The sequence below is a fragment of the Pseudonocardia sp. ICBG162 genome, assembly GCF_020496225.1.
In the GTDB taxonomy this organism is placed as follows: domain Bacteria; phylum Actinomycetota; class Actinomycetes; order Mycobacteriales; family Pseudonocardiaceae; genus Pseudonocardia; species Pseudonocardia alni.
In genome coordinates this window covers 269,307-281,085 of sequence record NZ_JAHLJD010000017.1, presented here as the reverse complement: position 1 = coordinate 281,085, position 11,779 = coordinate 269,307, and the positions used below count along the sequence as shown (strand labels likewise).

At 77.0% G+C, this 11,779-nt stretch carries 12 protein-coding genes; 8 read left to right on the top strand and 4 right to left on the bottom strand.

Going from position 1 to position 11,779, the window contains the following annotated elements; genetic code table 11:
- Positions 1-56: 56 nt before the first annotated feature.
- Together KPL60_RS15405 and KPL60_RS34685 are read right to left on the bottom strand one after the other, a co-directional pair.
- On the bottom strand, positions 57-1,268 hold the full coding sequence (locus tag KPL60_RS15405) for a DEDD exonuclease domain-containing protein (RefSeq protein ID WP_308016762.1): 1,212 nt from the start codon (positions 1,266-1,268) through the stop codon (positions 57-59).
- Positions 1,269-1,291: 23 nt separating this feature from the next.
- Positions 1,292-1,804: an exonuclease domain-containing protein gene (locus KPL60_RS34685; RefSeq protein ID WP_308016761.1), complete on the bottom strand. Its 513-nt coding sequence runs from the start codon at positions 1,802-1,804 to the stop codon at positions 1,292-1,294.
- Positions 1,805-1,953: 149 nt separating this feature from the next.
- Here KPL60_RS34685 and KPL60_RS15400 point away from each other — a divergent pair, with 149 nt between their 5' ends.
- Positions 1,954-3,510: an NYN domain-containing protein gene (locus KPL60_RS15400; protein ID WP_226366254.1), complete on the top strand. Its 1,557-nt coding sequence runs from the start codon at positions 1,954-1,956 to the stop codon at positions 3,508-3,510.
- Positions 3,511-3,514: 4 nt separating this feature from the next.
- Here the strand turns inward: KPL60_RS15400 and KPL60_RS15395 are convergent, their stop codons facing one another.
- Positions 3,515-3,847, bottom strand: a complete 333-nt coding sequence (locus KPL60_RS15395; RefSeq protein WP_226357823.1) for a hypothetical protein — start codon at positions 3,845-3,847, stop codon at positions 3,515-3,517.
- Between the two features lie 385 nt (positions 3,848-4,232).
- Between KPL60_RS15395 and KPL60_RS15390 the strand changes: the two genes are divergently transcribed.
- Positions 4,233-5,375, top strand: a complete 1,143-nt coding sequence (locus KPL60_RS15390; RefSeq protein ID WP_226357822.1) for a glycosyltransferase family 4 protein — start codon at positions 4,233-4,235, stop codon at positions 5,373-5,375.
- Positions 5,376-5,403: 28 nt separating this feature from the next.
- Here the strand turns inward: KPL60_RS15390 and KPL60_RS15385 are convergent, their stop codons facing one another.
- Positions 5,404-7,248, bottom strand: a complete 1,845-nt coding sequence (locus KPL60_RS15385) for a long-chain fatty acid--CoA ligase (protein WP_226366253.1) — start codon at positions 7,246-7,248, stop codon at positions 5,404-5,406.
- A gap of 205 nt (positions 7,249-7,453) precedes the next feature.
- Here KPL60_RS15385 and KPL60_RS15380 point away from each other — a divergent pair, with 205 nt between their 5' ends.
- The 6 genes from KPL60_RS15380 to KPL60_RS15355 are packed head-to-tail and all read left to right on the top strand — an operon-like array spanning position 7,454 to position 11,776.
- On the top strand, positions 7,454-7,870 hold the full coding sequence (locus KPL60_RS15380; RefSeq protein WP_062396088.1) for a hypothetical protein: 417 nt from the start codon (positions 7,454-7,456) through the stop codon (positions 7,868-7,870).
- Positions 7,871-7,872: 2 nt separating this feature from the next.
- Entirely contained in the window at positions 7,873-8,667 is a 795-nt protein-coding gene (locus KPL60_RS15375) for a metallophosphoesterase (RefSeq protein WP_226366252.1), read from the top strand.
- Positions 8,668-8,687: 20 nt separating this feature from the next.
- Positions 8,688-9,125, top strand: coding sequence for an SRPBCC family protein (locus KPL60_RS15370; RefSeq protein WP_226366251.1), 438 nt, complete (start codon positions 8,688-8,690; stop codon positions 9,123-9,125).
- Positions 9,126-9,168: 43 nt separating this feature from the next.
- A complete protein-coding gene (locus KPL60_RS15365; protein ID WP_226357819.1) occupies positions 9,169-10,416 on the top strand; it encodes an ArsA family ATPase in 1,248 nt (415 codons plus the stop codon).
- Positions 10,413-10,793 carry a hypothetical protein gene (locus tag KPL60_RS15360; protein ID WP_226357818.1) on the top strand — a complete coding sequence of 127 codons (381 nt, stop codon included), beginning with the start codon at positions 10,413-10,415 and terminating at the stop codon, positions 10,791-10,793. Before KPL60_RS15365 ends, KPL60_RS15360 begins: the two co-directional genes overlap by 4 nt.
- Entirely contained in the window at positions 10,790-11,776 is a 987-nt protein-coding gene (locus KPL60_RS15355) for an ROK family protein (protein ID WP_226366250.1), read from the top strand. Before KPL60_RS15360 ends, KPL60_RS15355 begins: the two co-directional genes overlap by 4 nt.
- The last annotated feature ends 3 nt before the right edge of the window (positions 11,777-11,779 follow it).

Below are 11,779 nucleotides of genomic sequence, written 5' to 3'. Positions count from 1 at the left end.
CTCCACGGCGGCCCCGCCGGAGACACGGTCTCCGGCGGGGCCGCCGTCGTACGTTCTCAGACCCCGGCGGGCTCGTCGGGGGAGCGGTCCCCGGTGCGGTGCGACGCCTCCCGGGCCCGGTCGGCCCACTCCCGCCAGGCACCCCCGCCCCGTGCCGGCTCCGCCCACGGCGGGTCGCAGTACACCAGCCGGGTCCCGCCGGTGGTGAGCCAGCGGTGCAGGATCCGGACCTCCTCCGACGGGGCCCCGCGCAGCGGCCCGTCGCCGGGCAGGACCGTCTGCGCTCCGGTCCGCAGCGCCTCGACGACCGGCATCGGCCGCACCCCGCGCGGGGCGTTGCCCGCGGCGGCGAGCCGTCCGTGGCGCAGGACGGCGAGCTCCCAGCCGCCCCGCCCGTCGGGCCGGGCACCGACCAGCTCGTCGATCCCCGCGAGCGCGGCGAGGGTTCCGCCCCGGTCGACCCCGGCGGCCAGCGTGGCCAGCCGGTCCCGGGCCCGTGCGGCCGCCTCGTAGCGCCCGCCGGCGGACCGGTCGTCGACCTCGGTGGCCAGCACCCGCAGCGGGCCGTCGTCCCGCCCCGCGACGAGGTCGCCCCAGGCGTGCACGGCGGGCGCGTAGTCCTCGGCGGGCTGCAGCCCGGCGCACGGGGCGGCGCAGCGGCCCAGCTCGTGCAGCGCGCACGGCGTCGCCGACGGGTTCCGGGCCGGGATGCGGATCGTGCACCGGCGCAGCGGCAGCGCGTCGAGTGCCGCGTCGAGCACGTCGGTCGCGGCCCGCTGCGACCCGAACGGGCCCAGGGCACCCGCCCGCGGGGTGGCGACGACCGACAGCCGCGGGAACGCCTCCGCCGTCGGCACCACCCAGTAGGCCCGGCCGGGGTTGCGGGAGCGCCGGTTGTACGGCGGGCGGTGCGCGGCGATGAGCGCCAGCTCGCGCACCGAGGCCTCCAGGGCGTGCGCGCAGACCACCGTGTCGACCTTCTCGGCGCGGGCGAGCATGTCGCGGACCCGTCGGCGCTTCTCCCCGGCCGTGAAGTACGACCGCACCCGCCGGTGCAGGTCGCCGCTGGTGCCGACGTAGAGCACCTGGCCGTCGCCGCCGCGGAACAGGTACACCCCGGGCTCGGAGGGCACGTCGTTAGCCAGGTGCCTGCGGCGGCGCTGGGTGGTGGTGGGCCGGTGCGGGGCCCGGTCACGGACGAGCTGCAGCAGCTCCTCCAGGCTCTGCACGCCCAGGTTCCCGATCCGCTCCAGCAGGTGGTGCAGCACCTCGACGGTCGCCCGGGCGTCGGTCAGTGCCCGGTGGTCCGGGGTGGTGGCACAGAGCCGAAGTGCCGGGCCAGCGTGCCCAGCTTCACGCTGGGGCACTCGGCGTGCGGGAGCACGGCCCGGGCGAGCCGGGCGGTGCACAGGACCGGCGGGCCGGGCCAGGGGCGGTCGAGGCGCTCGCAGGCGGCCTTGAGGAACCCCGTGTCGAACGGGGCGTTGTGCGCCACCAGCACCGAGCCGCGGAGCATGTCGAGCACCGAGGGCAGGACCGCGCCCAGCGGTGGCGCGTCGTGCAGCATCGCGTTCGTGATGCCGGTCAGCCGGGTGATGTCGGCCGGGACGCGCACGCCCGGGTCGACGAGGGTGCCGAGCTCGGAGATCCGGCTGCCGCCGCGCACCGCGACGGCGCCGACCTCGGTGATGGCGTCGGTCCGGTGGCTGCCGCCGGTGGTCTCCAGGTCCACCACGCAGAAGGTGACGTCGCGCAGCGGCGTGCCCAGCTCGTCGAAGGTGAGCTGCGGGGAGCAGGAGGTCACGCCCCGCACCGTAGCCGTGGGGTCCGACAGTATGTTCGAACACCCGGCCCGGGACCGGGGGAGCGGGGCGCCGACACCGATCGGGGACGTCCCGGGTGCGGACGGCCACGCCGACGGCGATCCGGGTCGGGCGGGGATAACCTGGACCGATGGCGCACGACGACACGGAGCGACCGGAGCCCACGTGCTCCGGGGCCTCGTCGTGCGCCGCCGACCCGGCCGCGGGCGACTGGCCGGAGCTGCCCGCCCCGCTGCGGGCCCGGCTCGCCGAGATCGCGGGTACCGCGCTGGGCGGGCTGCCGGCCGGGGACGTCCCCACCCCGCTGCGCCGCTTCGCCCGGTTCACCCCCGCCAAGCGGGCCCGTCTCGGCGGGCAGGTGCTGGTGGCCCGGCTGCAGCAGGACGCGGCGTTCCGGGCGGCCGTGGTGGCCTGGTGGGCCGAGAACCGGCCCGGTGAGCTGGAGCTGCCCGAGCTCTCCTCGGCAGGACCCGCCGGCGACCCGCCCGTGCCCCCGGGCGGACCCGGTGCACCCACCGGGGACACCGGAGCCGCGGAGGGGACCGGCCCGTCCGGCCGTCCCGCGGCGCAGCGCGCGGCCGGATCACCGGTGGACGGGACGATCCCCGCCGCGGAGGCCGGGTCCGTCGCGGATCCGCTGCCCGCACCGGTCGACAAGCTCGACGCGGCCGCGGTCGCGCTGCTCACCGCCGATCCGCTCGCGCACCGGCGGGTCGCCGAGGTGGGGCAGACCGCGGACCTGGCGAACCTGCGCGCCGAGCGCGACGAGGCCCTGGCCAAGGCCGACAAGCTCACCGCCGAGCTCGAACGGGCCCGGGCCGAGCTGGTCGAGGAACGGGAACGCGCACGGGCGCTCGTCGGGGAGCGGGAGACCGAGTACCAGCAGATGCGCCGCCGGGTCAGCGACCAGGGCGCCCGGCTGCGTGCCGCACTCGACGCCCGCACCGAGCTGGAGGAGGAGGTCGCGCGGCTGCGCGGCGGCGTCGACGAGGAGCTCGCCCGCTCCCGCGCCGAGACCGCCGCCGAGCGCGAGCGCGCCGACCGGGAACGCCGCCGGGCCGACGCCGCGGCCGGTCAGGTCGCCGCCGCCCGCCAGGCCGCCCGCGAGGCCCGTCGCGGCGACGAGGTGCGCCTGGAGCTGCTGCTCGACACCGTCAGCGGCGCGATCTCGGGCCTGCGCCGCGAGCTCGACGTCGGCGCGGGCGGACCGCGGCCGGCGGACCTCGTCGCGGGCACGGGCGACCGCGGGACCGGCGCGCGCGTCGCGGCCCCCGTCGACGGGCTGGCCGCGCTGGACGCGCTGCTGACCGTGCCGTCGGTGCACCTCATCGTCGACGGCTACAACGTCAGCAAGACCGGCTACCCGGACCTGCCGCTGGCCGACCAGCGCTCCCGGCTGGTGGCCCAGCTCGGCGCGCTGGGTGCCCGCACGGGGGCCGAGATCACCGTGGTGTTCGACGGTGCCGCCGTGATCGCCGCGCCGGTGCGCGGCAGCCGCGGGGTGCGGGTGCTGTTCAGCGACGCCGGGGTGATCGCCGACGACGTCGTCCGCGACCTCGTCGCCGCCGAGCCGGCGGGCCGGCCGCTGCTGGTCGCGACGTCGGACCAGGAGATCGTGCGCTCGGTGCGCCGCCGGGGCGCGCACACCGTGGCGTCCGCGGTGCTGCTGCGCCGCCTCGGCGGCTGAGCGCTCACCCCACGTCACGGTGCCGGGGCCCGTGCCCGGCCGGCGGGACCACCGGCATCGGCAGCGCCGTACGTCCGGCCCGGCCGGGCGCCGGTGCGCCCGGCTCGACCAGGCGCAGGTGCGGGATGAGGCCGCCCTCGGCCAGCACCTGCAGCGCCCGGCGCTCCGGCTCGGCGAACTCGACCGGGGCGACGGTCGTGGCGACCGTGCCGGCGGGCAGGTCGACGGGAAGGTAGGGGATCGGCCGGTCGTCCTCCGGGACCTCCAGCAGCACCCCGATGACGCAGGCACCGCACGCGGCACCGCGGACCTCGCAGCGATCGCAGTCGACGATCATGGCTCCTCCTTCGTCGGACCCGAGGTGGTCGAGCACCGCGGACGCTAGGGGAGGGGTCCGACAGAATGGCCGCGCCGGAGAAAATCCGGGCCGGGGCCGTCACCGCGGGCCGCCGCGCTCGTTCACCTGAACAGCACGACATCCTCACCAGCTGTGCCGTCGAGCGACCACCACCACTCGTACGGAGCAGCGCCACCCCGGCGGGCGACCGTTCCGGTCACGCAACGGTGAGGACGCGGAACTCGTCCGCTCCCCGGAGTGTCGGACGGCGGCCCGCATCCCCGACGCGCAGCGCGCGTGCGGAGCCGCCGTCCCGACCCCCGCCGCCCGGCCCGCCGGTGACCACCGGGGGCCGGCGCCCCGCCGGGGACTAGCGTCGCCGACCGTGGCGCGCACGCTGCTGGTGACCAACGACTTCCCGCCCCGGCCCGGCGGCATCCAGTCCTACCTGTCCGACCTCGCCCGCGCGCTCCCGCCGGACTCGCTCGCGGTCCACGCGCCCGCCTGGCGCGGCGCCGCCGATCACGACGCCACGCTGCCGTTCCCGGTGCACCGGCACCGGTCGTCGCTGATGCTGCCGGTCCCCGAGGTCGCCCGGCGCGCCGCGGAGCTGGCCCGCGAGCACGACGCCGGGACCGTCTGGTTCGGCGCGGCCGCGCCGCTGGGGCTGCTCGGCCCGTACCTGCGCCGCCGGGCCGGGGTGGAGCGGGTCGTCGCCACCACGCACGGCCACGAGGTCGGCTGGTCGATGCTGCCCGGCGCGCGCCGGGCGCTGCACCGGATCGGCCGGGACGCCGACGTCGTCACCACGGTCTCGCGCTGGACCCGCGGCCGGCTCGCCGGCGCGCTCGGCCCGGACGCGGCGCTGGAGGTCCTGCCGCCCCCGGTGGACACCGTCCGCTTCGCACCCGACCCGGCCGCCCGCGCCGCGGTCCGGGCCCGGTACCGGCTCGGCGACGCACCGGTCGTGACGTGCGTGTCCCGGCTGGTGCCGCGCAAGGGCCAAGACGTGCTGGTCGCGGCGCTGCCGCGGATCCGCCGCCGGGTGCCGGGCGCCCGGCTGCTGCTCGTCGGCGGCGGGCCCTACCGGGACCGGCTGCGCACACTGGCGGCACGCGCCGGGGTGACCGACGCCGTGGTGCTCACCGGCGGGGTCCCGGCCGCCGAGCTCGCCGCGCACCACGCCGCCGGGGACGTGTTCGCCCTGCCGTGCCGCACCCACCTGGGCGGGCTCGACGTCGAGGGGCTGGGGATCGCGCTGCTGGAGGCCGCGGCGTCGGGACTGCCCGTCGTCGCGGGGGACTCCGGCGGGGCGCCGGAGACCGTCGAGGAGGGCGTGACCGGCCACGTCGTGCCGGGACGCGACGTCGCCGCCGTCGCCGACCGGGTCGCGGACCTGCTCGTCGACCCCGCCCGGGCGACGGCGATGGGCCGCGCCGGGCGGGCCCGCGTCCGGCGGATCTGGGGCGGGCCGTCGTCGGCGGCGCGCCTGCACGGCTTCCTGACCGGCGACGACGGGCCGCGCTGAGCGCACGACCCGTCGTCGCCGGCGGGGGTCAGCCCTTGTCGGCGGTGGTGCCCGCGTAGAGCGCCTCGATCTCGCCGGAGTAGGACTCCACGACGACCTTGCGCTTGACCTTCATCGTCGGCGTCAGCTCGCCGCCGGCCTCGCTGAAGTCGTGCGGCAGGATCGTGAACTTGCGGATCTGCTCGGCCCGCGAGACGGCCTGGTTGGCGTCCTCGACCGCGGCCGCGATCTCGCCGCGCAGCTCCGGGTCGTCGACGAGGTCGGCGGCCGAGCTGCCGTCGCCCGCGGGCTTGCCGTTGCGCTCGCGCCAGCCCGGCAGGGCGTCCGGGTCGATGGTGACCAGCGCGGAGATGAACGGCTTCTGGTCGCCGATCACGATGCACTGCCCGACCAGCGGGTGCGCCCGCAGCCGGTCCTCGAGCACGGCCGGGGCGACGTTCTTGCCGCCGGCGGTGACGATGATCTCCTTCTTGCGGCCGGTGATGGTGAGGAAGCCGGCGTCGTCGAGCTCGCCGATGTCGCCGGAGTGGAACCAGCCGTCGGACTCCAGGGCCTCCTTCGAGGCCTCCTCGTTCTTCCAGTAGCCGCGGAAGACGATGTCGCCGCGCAGCATGATCTCGCCGTCGGAGGCGATCCGGACCGCGCAGCCGGGGACCGGGCGCCCCACCGAGCCGACGCGCTGGCCGTCGACGGTGTTCAGGGTGATGCCCGCGGAGGTCTCGGTCAGGCCGTAGCCCTCCAGCACGGGCAGCCCGATGCCGCGGAAGAAGTGCCCGAGCCGGCCCCCGAGCGGCGCCGAGCCGGACACCGCGGCCTTGACCCGGCCGCCGACGGCGGCGCGCAGCTTGCCGTAGACGAGCTTGTCGAACAGCGCGTGCCGGGCCTTGAGCAGCAGGCCGGGCCCGCCCGCGTCGAGCGCCTCGGAGTAGGCGATCGCGGTGTCGGCGGCCGCGTCGAAGATCTTGCCCTTGCCGTCGTTGTGCGCCTTGAGCCGCGCGCCGTTGTAGACCTTCTCGAACACCCGCGGCACCGCGAGCAGGAAGGTCGGCCGGAAGTCCGCCAGGTCGGGCAGCAGGGTCTTCACGTCGGGGGAGTGGCCGACGATCGTGCGGGTGGACAGGCAGCCGCACTGGATGGCCTTGCCGAACACGTGCGCGAGCGGCAGGAACAGCAGCACCGAGTCCCCGGGCTCGAACAGGTGCGGGATCGTCGCGGCGATCGTGCGGATCTCGGCGATCAGGTTGCGGTGGGTCAGCTCGCAGCCCTTGGGGCGGCCGGTGGTGCCCGAGGTGTAGATCAGGGTGCACAGGTCGTCGGCGCGCACCCCGCCGCGGCGCTCGTGCACCACGTCGTCGGGGGTGTCCGCGCCGAGGCCGCGCAGCTGCTCGACCGCCGAGGGGGCGTCCGGGGCCGACGCGGCCGGCTCGATCTGCCAGACGGTGCGCAGCTCGGGCAGGTCCCCGCGGACCTTCTCCACCGACGCGGCGTGCTCGGCGGTCTCCACGACGATCCCGACGGCGCCGGAGTCGGACACGATCCAGGAGATCTGGTCCGGCGACGACGTCTCGTAGATCGGCACGGTGACCCCGCCCGCGGCGAGGATCGCGTAGTCGAACAGGGTCCACTCGTACCGGGTCCGCGACAGCAGCGCGACCCGGTCCCCGGCCTGCACGCCCGCGGCGACCAGCCCGGCGGCGATCCGGGTGACCTGCTCGCCGAACTCGGCCGCGGTCACCTCCGACCAGCTCCCGTCCGCGCCCTTGCGGCGGTAGAGCACGTCCGACGGGTGCTGCGCGGCGTTGTCGAACACGGCGTCCGAGAGCGATTCCTCGTCTCCCACGGACACCGCGGCGGGAACGCTGTACTCACGCACGGGGATCGACCTCCTGGCGGCCTCGACAGGCTGAACACGGTCGCCGCGACGGCTGCGGCGACACCTCGGAGCAGAACCTACCGGAGAGTAGGGTCCACGTACATCGAATCGGACATAACGGATCGGTCGGTGGTGCCGCCGGTCCGGTCCGGGCCGCGACGGTACCCGTGACCGGCGCCGTCGCACGGGGTGGCACGCTGACCGGGTGCCCGCGATCGACGTGATCGACGAGACCTTCCTGGCCGTGCCCCGCGAGCGGGTCGCGGCGGAGTTCGCCGACCCGGCCCGGTGGCCGTCGTACTGGCCCGACCTGCGCCCCGAGGTCGCGCACGACCGCGGACCGGCCGGGCTGCGCTGGACCGTGACCGGCGCGCTCGTCGGGACCATGGAGGTCTGGTGCGAGCCGGAGGGCGACGGCACCGTCCTGCACTTCTTCCTGCGCGCGGACCCGGACGGCCCGCCGCCCGGTGGCCGGCTGCGGCGCCGCCGGTGGCTGCGCGCGGAGTCCGACCGGCGGCACCGCGCGTTCAAGGCGCACGCCTTCGCGCTCAAGCGACGCCTGGAGGGCGGGCGCCCGGCGGGCGTCGCGCCGTCGGCGTTCCGGCCGGACCGGACGGCCTGAGCGTGCGGCTGCACGTCGTCACCGACGTCCACGGCGCCACCGTCCCGCTCGCCCGCGCCGCCGAGGGTGCCGACGGGGTGCTCGTGCTCGGCGACCTGCTGGAGTTCATCGACTACCGCGACCCGACCAACGGGATCATCTCCCGGCTGCTCGGGCCCGAGGTGGCCGCGGAGTTCGGCCGGATGCGCCGGATCGGGGCGCCGCGCGCGCAGATGCTGGGCCTGCTGGAGCGCTCCTGGGCCCGGTTCGCCGACCCGGGCGCCGCCGTCGCCGAGGCCGTCGCCGCGCAGTACGCCGAGGTCTTCGGGGTGCTGGGCGGGCTCGGGGTGCCGGTCTGGGCGATCCCGGGCAACGTCGACGTCCCCGACGCCTGGCCCGACACCGACGGCGTCACCCGCGCCGACGGACGGGTGGTCGAGATCGGCGGTCGCCGGTTCGGCTTCCTCGGCGGGGTGCCGCTGCCGCCCGGGATCGACCCGCGCCGCACCGGTCCCTGGCGGCCGCACTTCGTGACCCACGAGGAGTGGACCGCGCGCCTGGACGCGCTCGGCCCGGCCGACGTGCTGTGCACCCACGTCCCGCCGGCGCACCCGGGCCTGACCTACGACGTCGTCACCCGTCGCGCCGAGATCGCCAGCGCCCCGCTGACCGCGCGGATCCGGGCCGAGCAGCCGTCGCACGCCCTGTTCGGGCACGTGCACCAGCCGCTGCACCGCCGTGCCCGGATCGGCCGCACCGAGTGCGTCAACGCCGGACACTTCCGCGCGCACGGCACGCCCTACGTGCTCCGGTTCTGACCACCGGATAGCCTCCCGCCATGGCCGACGCGACCTCGTCCTCGATTCACATCGACGCCCCGCCGGAGCGGGTCATGGCGGTGATCGCGGACTTCGCGTCCTACCCCGAGTGGACCGACCAGATCACCAGCGCCGAGATCCTCGACGCCGGTGCCGACGGCCGCGCCCGCCAGGTCCGCTTCGCGATGGACGCCGGGGCCATCAAGGACACCTACACCCTCGACTACGACTGGGCCGCCGACGACCGCTCGGTGTCCTGGACGCTGGTCAAGGGCGGCATCCAGCGCGCCCAGGACGGCGCGTACCGGCTGGTCGGCGACGCCGGCGGCACCACCGTCACCTACGAGCTCAGCGTCGAGGTCAACTTCCCGATGATCGGGATGCTCCGTCGCAAGGCGGAGAAAGTGATCATCGACGCCGCGCTGAAGGGCCTCAAGCGCCGCGTCGAGAAGGGCTGAGCCGGTCGGCGGCGACGCGGACGCGATCGTTAGGCTCCGCGCTGTGCGCGTCGTGCTCTTCACCGGCAAGGGCGGGGTCGGCAAGACGACCCTGGCCGCCGCGACGGCCGCGCACGTCGCCGGGACCGGCCGGTCCGCGCTGGTCGTGTCCACCGACCCGGCGCACTCCCTCGGTGACGCGCTGGACGCCGAGCTGGGTGCCGAGCCCACCGAGGTCACCGAGAACCTGTGGGGCGCCCACATCGAGGCCCGCCACCTGCTCGAGGGCGCCTGGGGCGACCTGCAGGGGCACCTGCGCACGATGCTCGCCGGGGCCGGGGTGGACGAGCTCGTCGCCGACGAGCTGACCGTGCTGCCCGGCGTCGAGGACCTCCTCGCGCTGGTCGAGGTGCAGCGCTACGCCGACTCCGGCCGCTTCGACGTCGTCGTCGTCGACTGCGGGCCGACCGCGGAGACGCTGCGGCTGCTCACCCTGCCCGAGGCGCTGTCGGGCTACCTGGAGCGGCTGTTCCCCGCGCACCGGCGCGCCGTGCGCGGCCTGGTCGCCGGGCTCGCCGGGGCCAAGGCCGACGGTGCGGGCTGGGACCGCACGGTCGACGCGCTCGGCGTGCTGGCCGAGCAGCTGCGCGGGCTGCGCGGCCTGCTCGCCGACCGGTCCCGCACCTCGATCCGGCTGGTGCTGACCCCGGAACGGGTCGTCGCGGCCGAGACCCGCCGGACGCTGACCGCGCTCGCCCTGCACGAGCTGCGGGTCGACGGGCTGCTGGCGAACCGGGTGATGCCCGGCCCGCCGCCGTCGCTGCGCGGGCCCGCGGCGCGCTGGCTGCGCGAACGCGCGACCGAGCAGCAGTCCGTGCTCGCCGAGCTGGGCGAGCTCGGTGCGGACGTGCCGGTGACCGCGGTCCGCTACACCGCCGCCGAGCCGACCGGCGTCGGCGCGCTGCGCGAGCTGGCCCTGTCGGTCTACGGCGACGACGACCCCGCGGGCACCGCCGACGGCGCCCCGCCGCGGCCGCTGATGGAGCTGCGCCGCACCGCAGGCCACGGCGTCTCCGCCGACACCGAGTTCGAGCTCGACGTGGCGCTGCCCGGCGCCCAGGACGCCCCGCTGGACCTCGCCCGGGTCGGCGACGACATGGTCGTCGGCATCGGGTTCTCCCGGCGCGTGGTCTCGCTGCCGTCGGTGCTGCGCCGCTGCGAGGCCACCGGCGCCCGGCTGGAGGGCCGCGGCTCCGACGCCCGCCTGGTGATCTCCTTCGTGCCCGACCCGGGCACCTGGATGACCTCGTGACCGGCCGTGACACGCGGGGCGGCACCCACTGCGGCGACCACGGCGGCATCCCGGAGGACCTGCGGGTCACCGCGGTGGCGCTGCTCGACCGGCTGCGCGCGGCCACCGAGACGATGTCGGACTCGCTGCGGGCCGCCGGGAGCGACCCCGGCCCCGGCGACGCCGGCTCCTGCACCGCCTGCCCGGTGTGCGCGCTGATCGCCGTCGTGCGGGGGGAGCGGTCGGAGCTGGTCACCCGGCTCGCCGACCACGCCACCGGGCTGCTCGCCGTGCTCGTCGCGGTGCTCGAGGAGGCCGCCCCGCCCGCGCGCCAGGAACCCCGCCGTCCGCACGGCGGCGGACGCTCCGTGCAGCGGATCGTGGTGCACCGGACATGAGCCCCAGGATGTCCGACGTCCGCACCATCGGGGTGGACGTCGGGGGCACCAGCGTGCGCGCGGGCGTCGTCGACGCCGAGGGGGAGATCCTCGACTCCGCCTCCGCGCCGACCCCGCGCACCGACGACGCGCTGGAGGCGGCCATCGCCGGCGCCGTCGACGAGCTGCGGCGCAGGCACACCGTCGCCGCCGTCGGACTCGCGCTCGCCGGGTTCGTCGACGCCCCGCGCGGCCTGGTCCGCTACGCGCCGCACCTGTCCTGGCGCGACGCCCCGGTCGCCGAGCGGATCGGCGCCCGGCTCGGCGGGATCCCGGTCGTCGTGGAGCACGACGCGAACTCCGCCGCGCTCGCCGAGCGACGCTACGGCGCCGCGGCCGGTGCCTCGGTGGCGCTGGTGATCGCGCTGGGCACCGGGATCGGCGGCGCCCTGCTGCTCGACGGCCGGCTCTACCGCGGCGCGCACGGCGTCGCACCCGAGCTGGGGCACCTGCGGGTCGTCCCGGACGGGCGGGCCTGCCCGTGCGGCAAGCGCGGCTGCTGGGAGCGCTACTGCAGCGGGACCGCACTCGGCGCCACCGCGCTGGAGATGCTCTCGGGCGGCGACGTGCCCGGCCCGTCCGGGCTGGCCCGCGAGGCCGCCGTCGACCCGGGGCGGGTCACCGGCAAGCGGGTCGCCGCCGCCGCGCGCGAGGGCGACCCGGTCGCCCGCGCCGCCGTCGACGACATGGGGCGCTGGCTGGGGGAGGGGCTCTCGCTCGTCGCGGACGTCTTCGACCCGGACCTCGTGGTGATCGCGGGCGGGGTGTCGGCGTCGGCGCCGCTGTTCCTCGACGCCGCCCGGGAGCACTACGCCCGCATCCTCACCGGGTCGGGCAACCGGCCGCTGGCCCGGATCCGGACCGCACAGCTCGGCGCGGCCGCCGCCGTCGTGGGCGCGGCGACGCTGGCCCGCGAGAGCCTGCGGACCGGCGTCCGGAGCTGAGCG

Bases quoted from the DNA above. Each gene is read 5' to 3' on its own strand.
- KPL60_RS15400 (WP_226366254.1), top strand. From the start codon at position 1,954: ATGGCGCACGACGACACGGAGCGACCGGAGCCCACGTGCTCCGGGGCC.
- KPL60_RS15370 (WP_226366251.1), top strand. From the start codon at position 8,688: ATGGCCGACGCGACCTCGTCCTCGATTCACATCGACGCCCCGCCGGAG.
- KPL60_RS15355 (WP_226366250.1), top strand. From the start codon at position 10,790: ATGAGCCCCAGGATGTCCGACGTCCGCACCATCGGGGTGGACGTCGGG.
- KPL60_RS15395 (WP_226357823.1), bottom strand. From the start codon at position 3,847: ATGATCGTCGACTGCGATCGCTGCGAGGTCCGCGGTGCCGCGTGCGGT.